Source organism: Streptosporangium sp. NPDC023825 (assembly GCF_040639575.1).
Classification (GTDB): domain Bacteria; phylum Actinomycetota; class Actinomycetes; order Streptosporangiales; family Streptosporangiaceae; genus Streptosporangium.
In genome coordinates, this window is sequence record NZ_JBFAAE010000018.1 from 85,453 (window position 1) to 107,225 (window position 21,773).

Annotated in this window: 22 protein-coding genes; 9 read left to right on the forward strand and 13 right to left on the reverse strand. The window is 71.6% G+C overall.

All coding sequences use genetic code 11. From position 1 onward, the window contains the following. Positions 1-139 precede the first annotated feature (139 nt). Genes AB0G15_RS18265 through AB0G15_RS18275 form a run of 3 tightly spaced genes read left to right on the forward strand, consistent with a single transcriptional unit; the run spans position 140 to position 1,645 of the window. Positions 140-1,138 carry an RNA polymerase subunit sigma-70 gene (locus AB0G15_RS18265; RefSeq protein WP_362840814.1) on the forward strand — a complete coding sequence of 333 codons (999 nt, stop codon included), beginning with the start codon at positions 140-142 and terminating at the stop codon, positions 1,136-1,138. Positions 1,139-1,142: 4 nt separating this feature from the next. Then, positions 1,143-1,421: a hypothetical protein gene (locus tag AB0G15_RS18270; RefSeq protein WP_362840817.1), complete on the forward strand. Its 279-nt coding sequence runs from the start codon at positions 1,143-1,145 to the stop codon at positions 1,419-1,421. An 11-nt stretch (positions 1,422-1,432) separates the two neighbouring features. Beyond that, positions 1,433-1,645, forward strand: a complete 213-nt coding sequence (locus AB0G15_RS18275) for a hypothetical protein (RefSeq protein WP_362840820.1) — start codon at positions 1,433-1,435, stop codon at positions 1,643-1,645. 769 nt (positions 1,646-2,414) lie between these two features. Here AB0G15_RS18275 and AB0G15_RS18280 read toward each other — a convergent pair. From AB0G15_RS18280 to AB0G15_RS18305, 6 genes are all read right to left on the reverse strand, one after another. Continuing rightward, positions 2,415-3,362, reverse strand: a complete 948-nt coding sequence (locus AB0G15_RS18280; RefSeq protein ID WP_362680216.1) for a sigma-70 family RNA polymerase sigma factor — start codon at positions 3,360-3,362, stop codon at positions 2,415-2,417. A gap of 210 nt (positions 3,363-3,572) precedes the next feature. Then, positions 3,573-4,745 carry an imidazolonepropionase gene (gene hutI, locus AB0G15_RS18285; protein ID WP_362840823.1) on the reverse strand — a complete coding sequence of 391 codons (1,173 nt, stop codon included), beginning with the start codon at positions 4,743-4,745 and terminating at the stop codon, positions 3,573-3,575. After that, positions 4,742-6,103 (reverse strand): formimidoylglutamate deiminase, encoded by a 1,362-nt coding sequence (locus AB0G15_RS18290; protein WP_362840826.1) that lies wholly within the window; start codon positions 6,101-6,103, stop codon positions 4,742-4,744. Before AB0G15_RS18290 ends, hutI begins: the two co-directional genes overlap by 4 nt. Continuing rightward, positions 6,091-7,356, reverse strand: coding sequence for an allantoate amidohydrolase (locus AB0G15_RS18295; RefSeq protein WP_362840945.1), 1,266 nt, complete (start codon positions 7,354-7,356; stop codon positions 6,091-6,093). Before AB0G15_RS18295 ends, AB0G15_RS18290 begins: the two co-directional genes overlap by 13 nt. 113 nt (positions 7,357-7,469) lie before the next feature. Then, positions 7,470-8,156: an SDR family oxidoreductase gene (locus tag AB0G15_RS18300; protein WP_362840829.1), complete on the reverse strand. Its 687-nt coding sequence runs from the start codon at positions 8,154-8,156 to the stop codon at positions 7,470-7,472. A gap of 30 nt (positions 8,157-8,186) precedes the next feature. Next, positions 8,187-8,516: a hypothetical protein gene (locus tag AB0G15_RS18305; RefSeq protein ID WP_362840832.1), complete on the reverse strand. Its 330-nt coding sequence runs from the start codon at positions 8,514-8,516 to the stop codon at positions 8,187-8,189. Between the two features lie 38 nt (positions 8,517-8,554). On the opposite strand from AB0G15_RS18305, the gene AB0G15_RS18310 reads away from it, so the two are divergent. From AB0G15_RS18310 to AB0G15_RS18320, 3 genes are all read left to right on the forward strand, one after another. Further along, entirely contained in the window at positions 8,555-9,085 is a 531-nt protein-coding gene (locus AB0G15_RS18310) for a PadR family transcriptional regulator (protein ID WP_362840835.1), read from the forward strand. Positions 9,086-9,228: 143 nt separating this feature from the next. Continuing rightward, positions 9,229-10,188, forward strand: a complete 960-nt coding sequence (locus AB0G15_RS18315; RefSeq protein ID WP_362840838.1) for an ATP-binding cassette domain-containing protein — start codon at positions 9,229-9,231, stop codon at positions 10,186-10,188. Positions 10,189-10,204: 16 nt separating this feature from the next. Beyond that, positions 10,205-10,954 (forward strand): ABC transporter permease, encoded by a 750-nt coding sequence (locus tag AB0G15_RS18320; protein ID WP_362840841.1) that lies wholly within the window; start codon positions 10,205-10,207, stop codon positions 10,952-10,954. Positions 10,955-11,012: 58 nt separating this feature from the next. Here the strand turns inward: AB0G15_RS18320 and AB0G15_RS18325 are convergent, their stop codons facing one another. From AB0G15_RS18325 to AB0G15_RS18345, 5 genes are all read right to left on the reverse strand, one after another. After that, on the reverse strand, positions 11,013-11,837 hold the full coding sequence (locus AB0G15_RS18325; protein ID WP_362840844.1) for a MurR/RpiR family transcriptional regulator: 825 nt from the start codon (positions 11,835-11,837) through the stop codon (positions 11,013-11,015). 249 nt (positions 11,838-12,086) lie between these two features. Beyond that, a complete protein-coding gene (gene hutU, locus AB0G15_RS18330) occupies positions 12,087-13,742 on the reverse strand; it encodes a urocanate hydratase (protein ID WP_362840847.1) in 1,656 nt (551 codons plus the stop codon). A gap of 380 nt (positions 13,743-14,122) precedes the next feature. Continuing rightward, the gene (locus AB0G15_RS18335; RefSeq protein ID WP_362840850.1) at positions 14,123-15,904 is read right to left on the reverse strand and encodes an ABC transporter ATP-binding protein; all 1,782 of its coding nucleotides are present in this window, start codon (positions 15,902-15,904) and stop codon (positions 14,123-14,125) included. Positions 15,905-16,274: 370 nt separating this feature from the next. Next, positions 16,275-16,472, reverse strand: coding sequence for a hypothetical protein (locus AB0G15_RS18340; RefSeq protein WP_362840853.1), 198 nt, complete (start codon positions 16,470-16,472; stop codon positions 16,275-16,277). 157 nt (positions 16,473-16,629) lie between these two features. Beyond that, positions 16,630-17,523, reverse strand: a complete 894-nt coding sequence (locus AB0G15_RS18345; protein ID WP_362840856.1) for a LysR family transcriptional regulator — start codon at positions 17,521-17,523, stop codon at positions 16,630-16,632. A gap of 74 nt (positions 17,524-17,597) precedes the next feature. Between AB0G15_RS18345 and AB0G15_RS18350 the strand changes: the two genes are divergently transcribed. From AB0G15_RS18350 to AB0G15_RS18360, 3 genes are all read left to right on the forward strand, one after another. After that, positions 17,598-17,876: a hypothetical protein gene (locus AB0G15_RS18350; protein WP_362840859.1), complete on the forward strand. Its 279-nt coding sequence runs from the start codon at positions 17,598-17,600 to the stop codon at positions 17,874-17,876. A gap of 75 nt (positions 17,877-17,951) precedes the next feature. After that, positions 17,952-19,490, forward strand: coding sequence for a serine hydrolase domain-containing protein (locus AB0G15_RS18355; RefSeq protein ID WP_362840862.1), 1,539 nt, complete (start codon positions 17,952-17,954; stop codon positions 19,488-19,490). Positions 19,491-19,593: 103 nt separating this feature from the next. Then, positions 19,594-20,412, forward strand: coding sequence for a serine hydrolase domain-containing protein (locus AB0G15_RS18360; protein ID WP_362840865.1), 819 nt, complete (start codon positions 19,594-19,596; stop codon positions 20,410-20,412). Between the two features lie 202 nt (positions 20,413-20,614). Here the strand turns inward: AB0G15_RS18360 and AB0G15_RS18365 are convergent, their stop codons facing one another. Together AB0G15_RS18365 and AB0G15_RS18370 are read right to left on the reverse strand one after the other, a co-directional pair. After that, positions 20,615-21,301 (reverse strand): nucleotidyl transferase AbiEii/AbiGii toxin family protein, encoded by a 687-nt coding sequence (locus AB0G15_RS18365; protein WP_362840868.1) that lies wholly within the window; start codon positions 21,299-21,301, stop codon positions 20,615-20,617. Then, positions 21,298-21,768 (reverse strand): hypothetical protein, encoded by a 471-nt coding sequence (locus AB0G15_RS18370; protein ID WP_362840871.1) that lies wholly within the window; start codon positions 21,766-21,768, stop codon positions 21,298-21,300. The genes AB0G15_RS18365 and AB0G15_RS18370 overlap by 4 nt, the downstream gene beginning before the upstream one ends. Between the last annotated feature and the right edge of the window lie 5 nt (positions 21,769-21,773).

Consider the following 21,773-nt stretch of genomic DNA (forward strand, 5'->3'; position numbering starts at 1 on the left):
TGAGGGCGGGTACGGCAGACCCGGGCATCGAGGAGGGCGAGGCTCAGGATCGGCCATGCCGGCCGGCCCCGGTGATGAGTTGTCGCGCCCGCACCCGTCATACCTGCGACGGAACATGACGAGACGGAAGGATGACGTGATGAGTGCGGACACACGGCTGGAGGAGCTGGGCGTGAGCGGGCTGGGCGAGGTCGACGAGCCGGCGTTCTCGGGGCTGGCGGAGCGGCACCGGCGGGAGCTGCACGTGCACTGCTACCGGATGCTCGGGTCGTTCGAGGACGCCGAGGACACCGTGCAGGAGACGTTCCTCCGTGCCTGGCGGCGGCGGGAGACCTTCGAGGGGCGGTCGACGTTCCGGGCCTGGCTCTACCGGATCGCCACCAACGCCTGCCTGGACCTGCTCGCCAAGTGCCGCCCGGAGCCCGCGACCGGCGGCGAGGTGCTGTGGCTGCAGCCCTACCCGGACCGGCTGCTCGACGAGCCGCCCGCGGGCGACGCGGACGAGCCGGAGACCGTCGCCGTCGCGCGGGAGACGATCGAGCTGGCGTACCTGGTCGCGGTCCAGCACCTCGCGCCGCGCCCGCGGGCCGTGCTGATCCTGCGGGACGTGCTCGGCTGGCCGGCGAAGGACGTCGCGGAGCTCCTCGGGGACTCCGTCAACTCCGTGAACAGCGCGCTGCAGCGGGCCCGCGCCGGCATGCGGGAGCACCTGCCCGCCGAACGGCAGGACTGGACCGGCGGCGAGGAGGACGCCGGGACGCGCGAGCTGGTGCGCCGCTATACCGACGCCAGCGTGGCCACGGACATCGACGGGCTCGCCGCACTGCTGCGGGACGACGTCCGCTGCTCGATGCCACCCACGCCGGGCCTGTACGTCGGCCGCGACGCGGTGGTGAACGACTGGGTCGAGAGCGGCTTCGAGAGCATGAAGCACCTGCGCGCCGTCCTCACCTCCGTGAACCGGCAGCCCGCCGTCGCCTTCTACCTCTGGCGGAAGCAGGAGGGTGCCTACCTGCCGCTGACGGTCGACGTCCTGCGCGTCACCGGCGGAGCGATCACCGAGATCGTCACGTTCCACGACGACCGGTTCCCGCGGCTCGGGCTGCCGGAGCGCCTGCCGGCGGACGGCACGGAGTAGTCCCGTGCGGATACTCGCGCTGCGGGGTGGCGCGCGTGTCGCGGTGGCCACGGCCGAGTGGTGCGACGCGTTCGGCGTCGTCACCCGCGGGCGGGTGCAGCTGGAGCTGCGCGACGGCGAGCCCGGGCCGGTCCTCGGACGCGACGCCGGGTTCTGGCTCCGCGACACCGGCGTCCGCGCCCTGCGCAACCCCGGCCGTCGCACGGCGAGGGTGCGCATCGTCACCCCAGGGCCACGACCGTCACATGCCGGTCAACACGCCCCTACGCCAGTTACCGAATGACGGAGGACGACATGAACGACACGAATGGCACCGGAGTCGTCGCGGGCCCGGCACCGGACCGGACCGGCCGCGCCCACCGGCTCCGCGGGCTCGCCGGCATCGGCTTCGTCGCCACGCTCGCGGCGATGGTGGTCACCACCCTTACCGCCGCGCTTGCCCAGGCCGCCGGCGTCGACTTCGAGATCCCCGCCCTGGCGCGGAGCCTCCGCTCCCGGACCGATTGACGATCCCCTCAACGGGACGACACGCGGCGCGAGGACGCGGCGTTCCGGCGGGGCGGAGAGCGCCGTTCGTGACGTGGGAGGGCGGTCACCGTCCAGGCCCGAGCCGCGTCGCCGTCCACGACTGTGGCCGGGGTGGAACGCCCGAACCCGACGGCGGCGATGTCCGGCCGGGGACGAGTTCACATCACCGTGACACGGTACGGTGCCCCGCCCTGCGCTCTTCTCCGAGGTGGAGCTTCAGCTACGGCGCCCCACGCCGAGCGCTCCCGTACGGATCGCTTCAGCCGCGCGGAGTCCACCGGGCGGCCGGAGAGAAAGCCGCTACGGTCCGCGCGCCGTACGGCGAGAACCCGTGCAGCGGAGGTGGGCGGGTGCTCCGGACGGCTTGAAAAGAGCGCGTAACCGTCGCGCCCGAGCAGGCCGGAGGCCTGAACCACAAGACAGCAACTGAGACGGCCGTCCGGAGCACCCGCCCACCGCAGCGTGAACGGCGCCGGAACCCGTCACAACGCTGAAACCCACCGCAACACAAACGGCGACGAGCCCGAACAACCATGAAATCAACCCGATGAAACCGACCGCAGCATGAACACCAACGAAACCAACCCCATGAAACCGACCGCAGCATGAACACCAACGAGACCAACCACAGTGAACCGTCCACAGCCCGAACAGCCACGGAACCGCCACAGCAACAGAACCCGCCGCGAAACGCGTCAGGAAACCGATCCGGCACGGTCCGAACAAGACCGTGCCGGATCGGCAAGGGTCAGGCGGCCGTGGCCATCTTCCGCAGCCGGGCCAGGGCGTCACGCTCGATCCGGCGGGCGCGGTCGCGGCCGATGCCGTAGCGCTCGCCGACCTCGGTCAGCGTGTGCTCGCGGCCGTCCATCAGGCCGTAGCGCCAGCGGAGCATCTCGCGGGTCTGCCCCTCCAGCCCGGTCAGCCACACCTCCAGGCGCTCGCGCTCCAGGATGTCCATCGCCTGCTGCTCGGGATCGGCCCACGTGTCGTCGGCGATCATGTCGCCGAGCTCGGTCTCGTCCTCGTCGCCCACGCCCAGTTGCAGGGAGACGGGGTCGGAGGCCCAGCGGCGGAGCTCACGGACCCGCTCGATGGGAAGTTCGAGCACCGTCGCCAGGTCGGCGTCGGTCGGCTCCTGGTCGAACTCGGCGAGCATGTCGCGGCGGACGCGCATCAGCCTGGTCATCTGCTCGCCCGCGTGGGTGGGCAGGCGCACCGGCCGTGCCTGCTCGTGGATGGCGCGCCCCACCGACTGCCTGATCCACCACGTGGCATATGTCGAGAACTTGTAACCGCGCCGGTAGTCGAACTTCTCGACCGCGCGGACCAGTCCCAGGTTCCCCTCCTGGACCAGATCGATCAGCGGCATTCCCCGCCCCGAATATTTGCGCGCCACGGCCACCACAAGACGTAGATTGGCCTGGATGAATTCATCCTTGGCCCTCCGCCCGGAAACGGCCAGTCGTTCAAGCTCCTCATCGGCCGCGTCCCCGATCCGCGGCTCCGTCAATCCACCCAACCCACCGTCCAGCAACTGCTCGGCGAAGAGACCCGCCTCGATCCTCTTGGCGAGTTCGACCTCTTCCTCCGCGGTGAGCAGGGGCACCCGTCCGATCTCTGCCAGGTAGGTCCCGAGCAGGTCTCGATCAGAGACATGCTGATCCTGCGTCCGATTCCCCGTCGGCCTTGCCATCCGATGGCACCTCGCTCCGCCTGCTTATGACGTGTCCACTCGCTCGTTTGACGCCCCGTGCGCGCAGACACATCGCTTGTCTTTTCAACGGACGTGCCAGGGCAAAGATTCCCTCAAAAAGTACGCCTGGAGAATGGTTTGGATTTCCTCCTCAAGGAGGAGGTTTCCCGACGTGCCGCCAAGACTCGCGACCAACCCCTGCAAAGGGCCTCAAACCAGGCGGCGGCCCCGCTTCCACACCTGCGTCACCAGCGGCACCCCCGGCCGGTAGGCGAGATGGACGTAGCTGGGTGTGTCCAGAATCACCAGGTCCCCGCTGCTTCCCACCCGCAGCGTGCCGACGTCCCCGCGGCGCAGCGCCCTGGCCCCGCCGTACGTGGCGGCCCTGATCGCCTCCAGCGGCGTCATCCGCATCTCGCGGACCGCCAGCGCCACGCAGAACGGCATGGAGGAGGTGAAGGAGGAGCCCGGGTTGCAGTCGGTGGCCAGCGCGACCGTCACCCCGGCGTCCAGCAGGCGGCGGGCGTCCGGGTAGGGCGAGCGGGTGGAGAACTCCGCGCCGGGCAGCAGGGTGGCCACCACCCCCGACGACGACAGCGCCGAGACGTCGTCGTCGCTCAGGTGGGTGCAGTGGTCGGCGGAGGCCGCGCCCACCTCGGCGGCGATCCGCGCCCCCGGCCCCTCGCCCAGCTGGTTGGCGTGGATCCGCGGCAGCAACCCCGCCTTCACCCCGGCGAGGAGGATCTCCCTGCTCTGGTCGGCGTCGAAGGCCCCGCGCTCGCAGAACACGTCGACCCACCGGGCGTGCGGCGCGCAGGCCTCCAGCATCTCCCCGGTGACGGTGCGGACGTACTCGTCGGCCGAGGAGGCGTCGGGGGGTACGACGTGCGCGCCCAGGTAGGTGGTCTCCTCGGTGAACCCCCGCGCGATCTCCAGTGACCGGCGCTCGTCGTCGACCGTGAGTCCGTAGCCGCTCTTGATCTCGACCGTGGTCGTCCCCTGGGCGAGCATCTCGGCGACCAGGGTGGCGGTGCGCGTCACGAGCTCGGCGTCGGAGGCGGCACGGGTGGCCGACACCGTCGTACGGATGCCTCCCGCCGTGTACGGGCGGCCCGCCATGCGGGCGGCGAACTCCGCCGTGCGGTCCCCCGCGAAGACGAGGTGGGCGTGGCTGTCGACGAAGCCCGGGATCACGCAGCGCCCCTCCACGTCCACCCGCTCGTCGGCGCACGGAGCCGCGCCCGCGGGTCCCACCCACACCACCTCTCCGCCCTCGACGACGAGCGCCGCGTCCTCGATCTCCTCCCGCGCCGGGTCACCCGTGTAGAGCAGGCCGATGTGGTCGAAAAGGGTGCTCGTCACCGGCCGGTCCTCGCTCGTCATACCGACTTCTCCTCTCGCGCCTCGGCGATCGCCTCGGCGAGCATGGTGCCCACGTCGCCGAGGGCGTGCCTGCCGTCGGCGACCACGTGGCGCCCGCCGGACACCACGGAGTGCACGTCGGCGGCCGCGGCGGCGAAGACCACGGTCTCGGCCAGGTGCGCCGGGTCGGCTCCGGCCGTGCGGACCGAGTCGAGGCGCACCGACACCAGGTCCGCCCACGCGCCGGGGACGAGCATGCCCGCGCAGGCGAAGCCGAGCGAGTCGTGCCCCGCGGCCGTGGCGGTGTTCAGGAGCTCGGCGGCCGACCAGTGACCGCGTCGCTCCGTGGCCAGCCGCTCGTCCAGCTCGACCGCGCGGGCCTCCTCGAACAGGTCGACGACCGCGTGGCTGTCCGAGCCGAGCGTGATGGGCGCGCCCGCCTCGAACAGCCTCCTGGCCGGTCCGATGCCGTCGGCGAGGTCGCGTTCGGTCGTCGGGCACATGCACACGCGCGTACCCGAGGCGCCGAGCAGCGCGACGTCCACGTCCGACAGGTGCGTGGCGTGCACGGCGGTCGAGCGGGGGCCGAGCGCGCCGTGCGCCTCCAGCAGCTGGACCGGGGTCGCGGCGTAGGCCTCCACGCAGGCGGCGTTCTCCGCGCGCTGCTCGGAGACGTGGGCGTGCAGCGGGACTCCGTGGTGCCGGGAGAACTCGGCGACCACGGGGATCTGCTCGGCCCTGACCGCGCGGACCGAGTGCACGGCCACGCCGATCTCCACGTCCCGCTCGCCCCGGTAGCCGGCCGCGAGCGCCTCCGCCCGCGCGGCCCACCCGTCGACGTCCCTGTCGCCGAACCGCCGCTGCACGCCGCTCAGCGGGGTGCCGACGCCGCCGGTCAGGTAGCAGGCGTCCAGCAGCGCGATGCGCAGCCCCGCCTCCCGTGCGGCCTGGACGAGCACGTGTCCCATGGCGTTCGGGTCGTCGTACGGCCTGCCGTCCGGCCCGTGGTGCAGGTAGTGGAACTCTCCCACGCAGGTGATCCCGGCCAGCGCCATCTCGGCGAACGTGGCCCTGGCGAGCCTGAGGTAGGAGTCGGGGTCGAGCGTGCCCGCCACGCCGTACATCTGCTCGCGCCAGGTCCAGAAGCTGCCCTTCTCGCGCTGCGTCGCCCCGCGCAGGGCGCGGTGGAAGGCGTGGGAGTGCGCGTTGGCCAGCCCGGGGAGGGTGAGCCCGGCCAGCCGGACGGCTCCGCCGGGCGGGGCGGTCACGCCGGTGACGATCTCGGTGATCAGGGTGCCGTCGACCTTGACCAGCACTCCCGCGACGACCTCGCCCGGCGGCAGCCAGGCCAGCTCGCACCAGTAGCTCAGTTCCCGCACAGGTCCTCCACAACGGCGGCGAGGGCGGTGACCCCGGCGTGGCAGTCGGCCCTGTCCGCGTGTTCCTCCGGAGAATGAGAGATGCCCGTCGGATTGCGGACGAACACCATCGCACTGGGCACACCCGCGGACGCCAGGATGCCCGCGTCGTGTCCGGCGCCGGTCGGCAGGACGGGCGCGCTCCCGGCTGCGGCCGTGTTCCCGGCGTTCCCGGCGTTCCCGGCGTTCCCGGCGTTCCCGGCGTTCCCGGCCGCTTTCCCCGCGGCGACCGCGGCGACCGCGCCCCCCGCGGCGGCCGCGACCCGCTCCCGCAGGACCGCGTCGAAGTCGACGACCGGGGTCCACGACTCGACGGTCACCTCGGCGCCGGAGAAGTCGCTCAGCTCCTCGACCAGCTCCCTGACCGCGACCTCGTCGCCGCCCCTGGCGTCCAGCCAGGCGGTGACCAGGCCGGGGACGGCGTTGGCGTTGTTGGGCGACACGCGCGTCTTTCCGAAGGTGGCGAGCACGCCGTTGCGCTCGGCGGCCTGGCGGGCGTGCAGGACGGTACGGGCGAAAGGCAGCATCGGGTCGTCGCGGTCGGCCAGGCGGGTGGTGCCCGCGTGGTTGGCCTGGCCGTGGAAGTCGAACCGCCAGCGGCCGTGCGGCCAGATGGCCGAGGCGACGCCGACCTGGGCGTCCCGGTGGACCAGGTCCTGTCCCTGCTCGACGTGGAGTTCGACGAAGACGCCGATGTGCCGCAGGGTCTCCTCGTCCCGGCCCAGCCCGCCGGGGTCGCGCCCGGCCCCGCGCAGCACCTCGGCCAGCGAGTCGCCCTCGTCGTCCTTCAGGGCGCGCGCCCTGTCCGGGTCGAGGATCCCGGTCAGCAGGCGCGAGCCGACGCAGGGGACGCCGAACCGGGCGCCCTCCTCGTCGGTGAAGCAGGCGATTCCCAGGGGGCGCCCGGGCCGGAAGTCCCTGGCACGCAGCAGGTCGAGGGCGGCGAAGGCCGACACGACGCCGAGGGGACCGTCGAAGGCGCCACCCTGCCGCACCGAGTCCAGGTGGCTGCCGGTGACCACGCCGGGCCGGGCCGACGGGTCGCCCCACCAGGCCCACAGGTTGCCGTTGCGGTCCTCCCTCAGGTCGAGGCCGCGCCTGGCGGCCTCCTGCCCGAACCATCGCCGGAGTTCCAGATCCGCGGGCGACCACGCGTCTCGCAGGTAGCCGCGGGTCCGCTCGTCACGTCCGAGGTGCTCTATGGCACCCCACATCTCGTCGAACACCCTCCCATTATGTGAATGGGTTCATTCATTGGCGAGCCCGCCGCACCTTCGGCCCGGTCGCGTCCTCGGCCCGGTCGCATCCTCGGCCCGCCGCACCGCTCTCAGTTCGGGGGTCCGGCGGCGGGACGGACGGTGATCTCGGTGATGTGGGCGTCGGGGGACGCGGTCAGGGCCGTCAGCACCACCCGTGCCACCGAGTCCGGATCGAGGTAGTTCTCCGGCTGGTAGGGGCCGCCCTCGCGGGCCCGCACCTCGCGCTGCATGTCGGTGGCGACCCGCCCCGGGTAGACCGTGGTGACCTGGAGCTCGGGCTCCTCCAGGCGGAGCCCGTCGGCGAAGGCGCGCAGCGCGTGCTTGCTGGCCGAGTAGGAGATCCAGTTCGGGTTGGCCCGCTGCCCCGCCCCGGAGTTGATCAGCACCACGTGGCCGCGCGCCGCGCGGAGCGCGGGCAGCAGCAGCCGGGTCAGCTCGGCCACCGCGATCACGTTGACCTCCATCGTGCGCCGCCACACCTCGGCCGGGGTCTCCTCAACCCGTCCCAGGGTCACCACGCCCGCGCTGTGCACCAGCACGTCGAGCCGGTCGATGCCGGCGACGTCGGCCTCCGTGACGGCGGTGAGCTCCACCGGCCAGGGCCGCGCGCCGGGCAGGCCGGAGATCATCCCGGCCAGCGCCTCGGTGTCGCGGCCGCCGAGCAGCAGGTCGTGCGTGGGAGCCAGGGCGCGGGCGACCGCGGCACCGACCCCTCTGGAGGCGCCGGTGACCAGCGCGGTGGGACGTGCGGACATAACAATCACCCTACTTCGGACAAGATTGAGTTAATCGGGACGAAACGTCTCCGGCCCGGGACGCTCCAGCGTCACCGCGAGAACATTCTCACGCGGATAACCGGCGTCGGCCGGCCGGACCCTGACCGCGTCGGCCGCCGCCTCCACGATCACGCACCGGTACCACTCCCCGTCCTCCAGGAACCGCCAGGGCCGCATCAGCACCTCCAGCCCGGACCGGTGGACCACCTCCAGGGCCGACGCCTCCGAGGAGGGCTCCCCCATCGGGTAACCGAACACGGTCAGGGGCTCCCAGCCCTCGCCCGCCGGGCGGATGAAGCCCAGGAGGGCGCCGTCGTCGTCACGTCTGATCTCTCGCACGGTTGACACTATACTCAAACTTGAATATAAATTTGAATATGTCCTCCACCCGGATCCTGCTGCTCGGCGTGCTGCTCGACGGCCCGCTGCACGGGTACGAGGTACGGCGCCGCCTCGAACTGTGGGGCGCCGACAACTGGGCCAACGTGGCCTACGGCTCGATCTACCACGGCCTGGCCAAGATGGCCGACGAAGGGCTGCTGGAGATCATCGAGCAGGGCAGGGGCGGCAAGACGGTCTACGGCGTCACCGAGGCGGGGCGGGCCGACTTCCACCAGCAGCTGATGAACAACTGGTGGTTCGTGAAGCCGATCGTCGACCCCTTCCAGGTCGCCCTCACCTTCATGGACCGCCTCCCCCCGGCCGAACTGGTCAACGCCATGGAGGCGAGGGCCGAGCAGTTGCGGGCCTCCATCTCGATGATGCGGCGGGCGCTGGGCGGCAAGCAGGGTTACGGAGCCCCCCGGCACATCGACGAGTGCCTCCAGCTCAACATCCGCCAGTTCCAGGCGCAGCTCGACTGGATCGAGGCGTCCGTCGCCGACGTCAGGGCCGGAAAACTGCCCTGAGACCGCCCCGCCCGCGCACCGGGACACCGGGACACCGGGAGACCGGCCCTCTCGGGGGCCTCCGGACGCCCGCCGGGCGGGAAATCCGGTTGAGCCCTCGCCGCCGTTCCCGAACCTTTCCGTACCCCCCACGACGGAGAATCATGATCATCGAAGCACACGACCTGCGCAAGACCTTCACCACCGGGCGCGGCCGGGACGGCCCCCGGGAGGTCGAGGCCGTCAAAGGCGTCGACCTCTCCGTCGCCGAGGGCGAGATCTTCGCCTTCCTCGGCCCGAACGGCGCGGGAAAGACCACCACGATCCGGATGCTCGCCACCCTCGTCGCCCCGACCTCCGGCACCGCCCGGGTGGCGGGCCACGACGTGGTCACCGAGGCTGCCAGGGTGCGGGAGAAGATCGGTTACGTCGGCCAGGGCGGCGGCGTGGACGAGAACTCCCCCGGCCGCGAGGGCCTCATCCTCGCCGCCAGGATCGGCGGCATGTCCCGCGCGCGGGCGAAGGCGCGCAGCGAGGAGTTGCTGGCCGCGTTCGACCTGGCCGAGCTGGCCGACCGTCCCGTACGGACGCTGTCGGGCGGCCAGAAGCGCAGGTTCGCCCTCGCCGTCGGCCTGGTCAACCACCCGCCGCTGTTCTTCCTCGACGAGCCCACCACCGGCCTCGACCCGCAGAACCGCGCCAACCTGTGGGACGAGGTGCGCTCCCTGCGCGAGCGGGGCACCAGCGTGCTGCTGACCACCCACTACCTGGAGGAGGCCGACGCGCTCTGCGACCGGCTGGTCATCATCGACCACGGCCGCGTCGTCGCGGAGGGCACCCCCGCCGAGCTCAAGAAGGAGGTCGCGGGCGACGTCGTCACGCTCCGCCTCGACCGGGCCGCCGAGGCCCGGGCGCTCCTCGACGCCGAACCGTACGTCAGGGAGGTCCGCGAGGAGGAGGACGTCCTGCGCGCCTACCTCGACGACGGGGAGCACAACCTGCCCGCCCTGCTCCGCGCCCTGGAGGCCGGAGGGCTGCCGATCCGGTCGATCTCCCTGGACCGGGCCACGCTCGACGACGTGTTCCTGCGCCACACCGGCCGTTCCCTGCGCGACGCCGACTGAACGACAAGGACCTCCCGTGCTCCGACACACGATGTTGTTCTTGGGCTACGAGCTCAGGGCCACCCTGCGCAATCCCGTCTGGCCGCTGTTCGGCCTGATGCAGCCCGTCCTGTACCTGCTCCTCTTCGCGCCGCTGGTGGCCAACACCACCGCGGGCGGCACCATGGGCGACACGCTGCGGATGTTCACGCCCGGCGTGATGATGATGATCGCCCTGTTCGGCTCGCTCTTCGTGGGCTTCGGCATGATCAACGAGATCCGCAACGGCTACCTGGAACGGCTCGCGGTCAGCGCAGTGTGGCGACCCGCGATCGTGCTGGGCCGCACCCTGCGCGACATGATCGTGCTGGTCGTCCAGGCCCTGCTGGTGATCGCGCTGGCCACGCTGATGGGCATGCGGGCCAGCCTGCCGGGGCTGGCGCTCATGCTGGTGCTGATGGCCGCCACCGGGCTGCTCGCCTCCGGCCTGTCGTACGGCATGGCGCTGGCGCTGCGCGACGAGAACGGCATGTCGCAGATCATGCAGTTCTTCGCGATGCCGCTGATCCTGCTCACCGGCATCATGCTGCCCATGTCACTGGCCCCCGACTGGATGCGGGCGGTCGCGCAGTTCAACCCGCTCTACCACGCGGTCGAGGCAGGCCGGGCGCTGTTCGACGGCGACTTCTCCGACGGCTCGATCCCGCTGGCCTTCGGCCTCATCCTGGTCCTGTCCGCGATCAGCCTGCGCTGGTCGGTCGGCTCGATGAGGCGGCTCGCCGGATAGGTCCGGCCCGATCCCCGCGACGGCGCCTCCCGCGGGGCGCGGCGGGGCTCTCGCGCCGTCAGTCGAGCTGCTCGGTGAAGACCCCGGCCTGGTCGGTCATCCGCTCGTACTCCTCCAGCCGGGCCTGGGTGCGCAGCGGTGCCGCGTCGGCCATGGCCTCCACCAGCACCATGGCCAGGGCCAGCGGCGCCGCGTGCGAGTCGAAGACCAGCCGCTCGCCGACGGGGGCGGCCAGCACCACGTCGGCCTCGAAGGGCACGTCCCGCCGGTCGGTGATCACCGCCGTACGCAGGCCGAGGTCGCGGGCGCCCCGCAGGGCCTGCACCGCCTCGGCCGGGTAGCGGGGCAGGACCACCGCGACCAGCCAGCCGGCCCCCGCCCGGCGCGCGGCGTGCAGCCCGTCGGCCAGCTCCGAGCCGCCGTGGGTCAGCAGGCGGACGTCGGGGTGGATCCGGCGCGCGAAGTAGGCGAACGTGGTCGCCAGCCCGCTCGACACCCGCAGGCCCAGCACCGGCAGGGGCTCGCATCCGGCCAGGTTGACACCCAGCTCCGCGAGGTCGGAGGGGTCGCTCAGCGTGTCGCGCACGCTCCGCAGGTTGTCGATCTCCACGTCGATCGCGGTCTGCAGGTCGTTGGCCCGCGACGGTTTCCTGCCGCCCACGACGAGGGGCCGCAGCGCCTGCCTGAGCTCTGGGTATCCCGCGAAGCCGAGGACCACCGCGAACCTCGTCACCGACGGCTGGCTCACCCCGGCCCGGTCGGCCAGCTCCACGCTGGACAGGAAGACGGCCTCGGACAGGTGGTCGCCCAGGTAGCGCGCGATCCGCCGCTGGACGGGCGACAGCCGCCGCCCCTCCAGAAGCCGATCGAGTCCGTCGCCCACGCCCCCTCCAACCGCTCGAAGGCCCACGCGCATTCCCTCCCCCGTCCCGCCCCGATGTCGTTCATACACCCGTGCGGGAGGAAGCGAGCGGCACCCGGAGGAATCACGCCCCGGAATCGGGACGCGGCGCGGTGCACGGGAGCCGGGACGCGGATCGGGACGGGAGCCGGGACGCGGATCGACGCACGTACGGCCCGGTCAGGACCTGATCCCGTTCACGACCCGCGCCCGTTCACGACCCGCGCCCGTTCAGGACTCGCGCATCGGGATGCGCACGCCTCGCTCCTCGGCCACGGTGACGGCCTCGTCGTACCCGGCGTCGACGTGCCGGATGACCCCCGTGCCCGGGTCGTTGGTGAGGACCCGGTTGAGCTTCTCGGCGCCGAGCCTGGTGCCGTCGGCCACGGTGACCTGCCCGGCGTGGATGGAACGGCCGATGCCGACGCCGCCGCCGTGGTGGATGGAGACCCATGCGGCGCCGGAGGCGACGTTGAGCATGGCGTTCAGCAGCGGCCAGTCGGCGATCGCGTCGGAGCCGTCGGCCATGCCCTCGGTCTCCCGGTACGGGCTCGCGACGCTGCCGCAGTCGAGGTGGTCGCGGCCGATCACCAGCGGGGCCTCGATCTCCCCCGAGGCCACCATGTCGTTGAACCGCTCCCCGGCCAGGTGACGCTCGCCGTACCCGAGCCAGCAGATGCGGGCGGGCAGTCCCTGGAAGTGGACCTTCTCCCCGGCCAGCCGGATCCACCTGGCGAGCGGCTCGTTGTCGGGGAACAGCTCCAGGATCGCGCGGTCGGTCTTGGCGATGTCGGAGGCGGCGCCGGACAGCGCGGCCCAGCGGAACGGGCCCTTGCCCTCGGAGAACAGCGGCCGGATGTAGGCGGGCACGAAACCGGGGAAGTCGAACGCGCGGGTGTAGCCCGCCAGCTGCGCCTCGCCCCGGATCGAGTTGCCGTAGTCGAAGACCTCGGCCCCGGCGTCCTGGAAACCGACCATGGCCTCCACGTGGGCGGCCATGGCCTCGCGGGCCCTGCGGGTGAAGCCCGCCGGGTCCTTCTCCCGCTCGTCGGCCATGTCCTCGAAGGCCACGCCGATCGGCAGGTACATCAGCGGGTCGTGGGCGGACGTCTGGTCGGTGACGACGTCGATCTCGGCACCCCTGCGCAGCAGCTCGGGCACGACCTCGGCCGCGTTGCCCTCGACCCCGATGCTCAGCGGCCTGCGCTGGTCGCGGGCCTCGTACGCCAGGCGCAGCGCCTCGTCGAGGTCGGCGGCGCGGACGTCCAGGTAGCGGTGCTCGATCCGCCGGTCGATCGACCTGGGGTCGCAGTCGACGCAGATCGCCACGCCGCCGTTCATGGTCACGGCCAGCGGCTGGGCGCCGCCCATGCCGCCGAGCCCGGCGGTCAGCGTGATCGTCCCGGCGAGGCTCCCGCCGAACCGCTTGGCGGCCACGGCCCCGAAGGTCTCGTAGGTGCCCTGCAGGATGCCCTGGGTGCCGATGTAGATCCAGGAGCCGGCCGTCATCTGCCCGTACATGGTCAGCCCGGCGGCCTCCAGGCGCCGGAACTCCTCCCAGTTGGCCCAGTCGGGCACCAGGTTGGAGTTGGCGATGAGCACCCGGGGGGCCCACTCGTGGGTGCGGAACACCCCGACGGGGCGGCCCGACTGCACCAGCAGCGTCTCGTCGCCCTCCAGGGTGGTCAGGGTACGGGTGATCGCGTCGAAGGAACGCCAGTCGCGGGCGGCCTTGCCCGAGCCTCCGTAGACGACGAGCTGTTCCGGATGCTCGGCGACCTCGGGATCGAGATTGTTCTGGATCATGCGGAGCGCCGCCTCCTGCGGCCACCCCTTGGCGGTGAGCGTGGTACCGCGCGGCGCGCGCACGATCCGGCTGCCGGACATGCCCGACCTCCCCCTCAGGAATGAATGAACGTATTCATATTTGGTCACCCGGAGGCTACAGGTCAACCCGGAAAAGGGGTGTCGCGGGCAGCACGCCCGCGACACCCCCGGTGGTGGCCGTAACGATCGTCACGCCCCGATCCTCGTCCCGCACGGACGGGACCGGGTGATCGAATGCGGCGAGCGCCCGACGGGCGCTCCGATGCGAAGGAGAGGCTTCGCACAGGCGGGGATTCCCGATTCACCGGACAGCGAATCAGCCCCCCGGCCCAGTGTCCGAATTATTCCTTTATGAGCGATATGAATTTACACAACCAAGCCAGTGACCGCAGGACCAGGTGGGCGACGGGAACCGCCGCCGGCGGCTCCGGGGCGCGACCCTAGGTGGGCAGCAGGAACTGGGTGGTGGCCAGCTCGCGATAGAGGGCGTCGTCGGCGAGCAGCTCGTCGTGGGTGCCCACGGCCCGCACCCGGCCCGCCTCCATCACCACGATCCGGTCGGCCCCCGCCACGGTGGAGAGGCGATGGGCGATCACCAGCACGGTCGTCTCCGCCGCCACCTCCGCGATCACCTCTCGGAGCCGCAGCTCGTTGACCGCGTCGAGCTGGGAGGTGGCCTCGTCGAGCAGCAGGAGCCGGGGACTGCGCAACAGGGCGCGGGCGATGGCGACCCGCTGGCGCTCGCCGCCGGAGAGCATGATCCCCCGATGGCCGACCCGGGTCTCCAGCCCCTCGGGAAGCCGGGAGACCAGGTCCTCCAGCCGGGTGCGGGCGAGCACCCGCCAGATGTCGGCCTCCTCCACGCCCGGCGCGGCGAAGACGAGGTTCTCCCTGAGCGTCCCGTCCAGCACCGGCGCGTCCTGCTCGACGTAGCCGAGGCAGGCGCGCAGCTCGGCGAGCGGCCAGTCCGCGATGTCGCGGCCGTCGATCGTGATCGTCCCCGCCTGCCGCTCGTAGAACCGCTCCAGCAGGGCGAAGACCGTGGACTTGCCCGCCCCCGAGGGCCCCACCAGGGCGGTCAGCCCGCCCGCGAGCACCTCGAAGGAGACGTCGTCGTGGACGACCGGCCTGTCGTCGCCGTAGCGGAAGGCGACGCCCTCGAAGACGACCCCGGCCGGGGCCCTGCCGACCTCGTACACCGCGCCGTCCGCCTCCTCGGCGGGCAGTTCCTCGATCTCGCGGATCCGCTTCACCGCGGCCAGGCCGTTCTGCACCTGGGTGAAGCCGTTGACCAGCTGGCCGATGGGGGCGACCAGGTAGAACAGGTACAGCAGGAAGGCGATCAGCGAGGAGACCTCCAGCAAGCCCGAGGAGACCCGCGCACCGCCCACGCCGAGCACGGCCACGAAGGCCAGCTGCGCGGACACCCACGCCGAGACACCGGCGATCGAGGTCAGCCACGCGACGGCGATCCCGCGGTCGCGCGCCTCGCGGGCCGCCTCGCCCACCGCGGCGATCTCCCGCTCCTCGGCACCGCTGGCCTTGACCGTGCGGAACGCCTGGAGCACCCGGTCGAGGACCGCGCCCATCTCGCCGACCGCGACCTGCGCCTGCATCGAGGCGCGCTGGATGCGAGGCATGATCAGGCTGACGAACCCGCCGACCACGACCAGCACCCCCAGCGTGATGAGCAGCAGTAACCCGTCGATGACCGCCATCATCACCACGGCGCCCACGAGCATGAACAGCGAGCTGACCGTCTCGACCACGCCGTTGGTGAACACCGCCCGCAGCAGCGTGGTGTCGGAGGTCACCCGGGACATCAGGTCACCAGGCTTGAGCCGGTCGACCTCGGACACCCGCAGCCGCAGCATCCGGTCGACCAGGGTACGGCGGGCGGAGAAGACGATGCCCTCGCCCATCCGCTCCAGCACGTAACTGCCCAGCGCGCCGATGGCCGCGCCCAGGAGCACGGCGGCGGTCAGGCCGAGCACCGGGCCGAGCAGGGAGCGCTGCTCGCCGAAGGCGTCGATGACCGTCTTGGCCAGGAGCGGCATCGCCAGCCCGGCCAGCGAGCCGACGAGGCTGAGCACCCCGCCCAGCAGCAGCGCTCTGCGGTGAGGCCTTATGTACGCGACCAGCAGCCGCCAGGACGCGGTCCCGGGCCGCGCGTCCCCCGGCCCCGTGCCGTCCCTGTCCCCAGGCCCTGCATCTCCCGGCACTTCTTCGTCCGGCAATGTGACCCCCGGCAATGTCTTCCTCTCCGAAGCGACATGAACGGCCTCCGGCCGCTTTTCCTGTCTACCGCGCATGAGCCCGTCTCGAGCGGCTCGCCCTGTTTCGTCGGCGAAAGCCGATGCCGTCAACATAAGTTGACGGCATCGGCATTGTCAATCCAGGTTGACCACAAAGGGTGCGCGGAGGGCGGGAAACGGGGAGCCCGCGCGGTCGCGGGAGAGGCGGGGGAGAACGGAGCAAGGGGGCACGGGGCGCCTCGGGGGGTCCCCTACATGCCGGTGTCCCGCCGACGCGGAGTCGGCTCCGAGGAGCCCGTCGGCGGGACACCGGTGGCCGGTGTGGCTGTGCGGGGGGTCAGCGGCGGCGGGCGCCGTACTCCTTGCGCATCTCCGCGACGGTGTCCAGGATCTCGTCCTGGGTCTTCAGAAGCTTCGCCTCGGCCTCCTCGGTCCTGGCCTCGGCCACCTTCCGGCGGTTGCCCGTCCGGTTGGCGAGCTTCAGCTTGGCCCTGGCCTTCATTTCGCGCAGGTTGAGCTTCTCCATGAGACCCATGATCAGCACCCTTCGGCAGAGAGGACCGTCAACTGCCCGGCGGGCGGCCGAGTATGCGTCACAGGAGTTTTCCCGTCCCTCTCGGGTCCCCGGCCTCACCACCGGCCCGGTCCGGGGTGCCGGGAAGAGCGTCCGGGTTCACCGTGTTGTCCGGCGATCAGTTCTCCGGCGCGAGGGGGCCGAGCTCGCGGGCGATCTCGGCGAGGGCGCGGATGGGCTCGTTCTCCGTCTCGCTGCGCCACACCAGTGCGTACGGCAACGGCCCCATGTCGGTGACCGGCAGGTAGGCGATGTCCGGCCGTACCCAGTAGCGAGTCATGTGGGCGGGGAAGAGCACGACGATCTCGGCCATGCTGGCGAAGGTGATGGCCTCTTCGGTGTTTTGCACCACGGGGCCGCGCTCGATCGTGCGGCCGCGGCGGGTCTCGCGTGGAATGTAGGCGTCGTACCAGTAGTCCGGCCGGGTGTCGGACTGCGGGTGCTGGAAGTCGGCGGCCATCTCCAGCGAGACCGACGTGCGGCGGGTGAGCTCGTGGCCGGTGGAGACGGCCAGCACCCGGGGCTCGGCGAACAGCACCGGTCCCACGGTGAGGTCGGGCTCGTCGATGGGCAGCCAGGCGATCAGGACGTCGATGTCCCCGCGGCGCAGCGTGGTGAAGGCGTCGCTGAACTGGGTTTTCTGGACGCGCAGTTTCCACTGCGGGTGCCGCAGGCGGAAGACGTCCCAGTAAGGGCGCAGGTCGTAGGCGTTGGCGGGCAGCATGCCGACGCGCAGGGTGCCGGTGATGCCCTGGCCGGCGAGCTGGGCGCGCTCCATGCTGTCCTTCAGCCCGGCGTAGAGAGGCCGCAGGTCGTCGCGGAACTGCCGGCCGACCGGCGTCAGCCGGACCGTGCGGTTGGTGCGCTCGAACAGCGGCGCGCCGACCTGCCGCTCCTGCTTCTGGATCGCCTGGGTGACGCGGGCGGGCGACAGGCACAGCCGGGCCGCGGTGCGGCCGAAGTGCAGTTCCTCGGCCAGGGTCAGGAAGATCTCGATGTCCCGCAGTTCCACGCCTGACCTGCTCCGTTTACTCCCACTGAAGGTGATCTTCCGGGATTCATCGTTGTTCTGGGTGCTTACCGTACTTGATCCTCGAATTGCACGAATTGGTCCTATCCGATCACCTCGGCCCGCACGACACCGGCCGGCTGCACAGCATGCCGGGCAAGGCCGACCTCTCTTACGGGCGTCCTCGGACCGGCCGACCGGCCTTCGCGCTTGCCACCGGCCGGGCGGTGCCGTATCAGCGGCGGCGTCAGGACGGCAACGGCCTCGTGTCAGAGCGTCCGGCGAAAGTGGGTGCCATGAGCGGTTCGGCGACGGCCTCGAGGCTGAGGGCGATCTTCTCGAGCGACCCGGCCTGAGCCATCCGGATATCCGCACTCCGGCGTCTGTCCGTGCACTGATTTTTCATACCGGATTTGAAGGGGTACACAGCAATGTCGATCACTTTTACCGATCAGGACAAGCTCACCTTGCGGACCGCCGCGTGGGGTGCCGTGTCGCTGATGTCGGCCGCCGGCGCCGCGGGCTCGGCGCACAAGGCCGCCACCGAGGGCTCCATCGCCCTGACCTCCGCGACCGGGCCGGTCGGGCACGTGCTGGCCGAGGCGCCCAAGGGCGTGAAGTACGGCAAGACCGTGGCCGAACTCGCCGACCAGGTGCTGCCCGCCCTGACGGCGGCCATGAGCCTGCTCCGGCAGCGGGATCCGGCCGAGGCCGACAACTTCCGCCGCACCGTCGTCGTCGCCGTCGAAGCATCCACCCGGCCCCGGCAGGGCGAGCCCGGCCCCACCATGGCGGAGATGGCCCGCAAGATCACCGCTGCCCTCGACGCCGCCCCGGCCACGACCGGGAGGGCCGCCGCGGACGGCGGGGCCGTGCCGGCGGCCACGACCGGGCAGGACCGCCCGGAGCTGCAGAAGGCCATCCAGGAGATCGTCGATTCCGGTTTCGTCGGGGTGTCGCTGCGCGTGCACGACGAGCGGGGCGAGTGGGCCGGTAGCGCAGGAGTGGCCGAGCTGGGCCAGGCCGCCGAACCGCCGGTCGACGGGCATGTGCGGATCGGCAGCAACACCAAGACCTTCACCGCCACCGTGGTGCTGCAGCTGGTGGCCGAGGGCAAGGTCGGGCTGGACACCCCGGTCGACGACCATCTGCCCGAGTTCGGGCTGGACCGGCGGATCACGGTGCGGATGCTGCTGCAGCACACCAGCGGGGTGTTCAACTTCACCGGCGAGTACTTCGAGGACGGCACGTTCGCTCCGGGAATCCCCGCCACCCCCGCGGGCAAGGAGTGGGTGGACGGCCGGTTCACGACCTACCGGCCCGAAGAGCTGGTCCGGCTGGCGCTGTCCAAGCCGGCGCGGTTCGAGCCGGGCGCGGACTGGAGCTACTCCAACACCAACTACGTGCTGGCCCGGCTGCTGATCGAGAAGATCACCGGCCGCCCGGTGGCCGAGGAGATGCAGCGGCTGATCCTGGGCCCGCTCGGCCTGACGGGCACCGTGCAGCCGACCACCCGGACGGACGTCCCCGAGCCGCACGCGCACGCCTACTACCGCTACGAGGAGGACGGCCAGACCCGGACGGTCGACGTCACCCGTCAGAACCCGTCCTGGATCTCCAGCGGCGGCGACATGATCTCCACCACCCGCGACCTGCACACGTTCATCTCCGCGCTGATGGGCGGCAGGCTCCTGCCGGCCGATCTGCTGGCCGAGATGTGCACGCCGGAGTCGAAGGCGGGCTACGGCCTGGGCGTGTTCGTGCAGGAGGCGCCGGGCGGCGGCACCGTCATCACCCACAACGGCGGCATGGCGGGCCACGCCGCACTGATGTACAGCACGCCCGACGGCGGCAAGACGCTGACCGCCGCGCTCAACTACACGGACGACGCCACCCTGTCCCTGGGAGCGGCCTTCCAGCAGGCGACCCAGCGCCTCGTCGCCGAGGTGTTCGGCAGCGGACAGGCCTGACCGGCTCGACAGCCCAGGCCGAGCACCGCGAACCCGCCTGAAACGCGCCGTCGGACGATCTGGCGGGACACGCGGCGAGCTCGGCCTGGACCGGCGGATCACGGTGCGGATGCTGCGGCACACCAGCGGCCTGTTCAACTACACCGGCGGCCTCGGCTCCGACGGCACGTGGGTGCCGGGTATCCCCGCCACGGGCGAGGACCGGCTGGACAACCGGTTCCGGTCCTACCGGCCCGAGGAACTGGTCCGGGCGGCGTTGTCCAAGCCGGCGCGGTTCACCCCGGGCACGGACCAGCGGTACGCCAACACCAACTACACCCTGGCCCTGCTGCTGACCGAGAAGGTCACCGGCCGCTCCTACGCCAAGGAGCTGCGGCGGCGCATCCTGCGCCCGCTCGAGTTGAAGGGCACTTCGGTGCCGGGCGACCGGACGCGGCTGCCCGGGCCGCACGCCCACGGCTACTACCGACATGAGGACGCGGCCGTCCGGCAGAGGGTGGTCGACATCAGCCGCCAGAACCTGTCCCTGCTGGCGGGCGCCGGTGACCTGATCTCAACCACCCAGGACCTGCACACGTTCATCGCCGCGCTGAACGGCGGCAGGCTCCTGCCGGCCCCGCTGCTGGCCGAGATGCGCGCGCCGCACCCGAAGACGGGCTACGGCCTCGGAGTGTTCGTGCAGGACCTGGGCCCGGGCTGCGGCACCGTCTACCAGCACAAAGGCAGCCCCCCGCATGGCTACGGGGCGCTGATGTACAGCTCGCCCGACGGCAGGACGACCGTGACCGGCTCGGTGACCTGGGTGGACGAGGCCACCAGGGGCCCAGCGAAGGATTTCCAGAAGCTGGTGGACACGCTCGTCGAGGAGGTCTTCTGCGGCGGGCGTGCCGGGGTGGCCGACGAGGCCGAGCCGACCCGGTAGACGCGGCCGGACCGCCGGTCTCCACGCGCTCCGTCCCGGCAAAGCTCCTCAACGTCCTGACGCCGGCAGGTCAGCCGGATCCGGGCGGCGGCCGGGCCGCGGCCGAATCTCGCCGTTCGATCGTCGGATCCACGGGCTGAGGCATGACCGTACGCCGGCCACGCCTCTGCCGGTGGCATGGACGACGTCCTTCCCGGCCTCCTCAGTCGGGGTCGGGGACGTCGTCGTATTCGACGTCGCCCTCCTCGGCACGGCGCAGGCCGATGTCCTCCACCCAGGCGCAGGCGAACCGGCGGATCTCCATGATCTGCTCGCCGTCCACGCCGTAGGCCTCGAAGTCCTCGTCGGCGATCAGGTCGACGAACTCCAGCCGCATCACCAGCTCGGCGAGCGAGAACTCCTCGTTGTGCAGGCGGGCGAGGTGTTCGAGCTCGCGGAAGCCGTACAGATGGGAGACCGAGGCGATGTCGATGACGTCGCGGGCGAGGCTGCGCTCGTGCAGGGCCCGCATCTTCAGGCCGACCGCGTCGTCCAGGGAGACGACGGAGACGTCGCCGACGATCACGGGCTGCCGCTGGAACGCCTCTCTGAGCAGGTCGAACTCGCAGCTCTGCTCGGTCACCGGGTCACTGACCACGAGGCGGCCCATCCGGGGCGTCACCTCCGTCAGGGTGACCTCCAGCCCGGCCTCCCTGAACGCCTCGGCCATTCCCTCGGCGACCTCGGGCAGCGGCGTCTCGGCGGCGGTGGCGAAGTCGAGGTCGTTGCTCGGGCGTTCGGTGAGGCCGTGGGCGTTCATCGCGTAACCGCCCGCCAGGACCAGCCCGAACCGGGTGCAGGCGGGCAGCGCGGCCTCCAGCATCCGCTGCTGGAAGGGGGGCAGGATCATCGTTCCCATCCCGGTGTCACGGCGCCCACACCGGTGTCACGGTCCGCCACGGTTTCCCGAGCGGCGTCACGCCCGCCCCCGTCTCCCGCACCGGCGTCGTGGCCCGTACCGGCCCCCGGCCCGGCGTCACGGCCCGCGCCGGGGTCGGACCGCCACCCCAGGGCGGCGATCTTGGTTTCCCAGGCCCTCCGGTAACTCGGCCCGATGCCCCGGCGCAGGGTCGGCCAGTCGGCCACGAGGAGCTCGGCGTTCAGGTACGACTCGGCGTCGGACCGGCCGCCGCCGGTGATGACCGTACGGTAGAGGCTCATCCGCAGCAGCGGGTTCACCAGGTCGAACTCGGTGAGCCCGGACCAGCCGAGGTGCACGGGCAGGGCGACCGTCCCCGTCGCCGGGCCGCGCAGGTCGGCCAGCGATTCGGGGACGCGCTGCTCCACGCCGTCCCATCGGGACGGAAGCGTACTCACGTCCC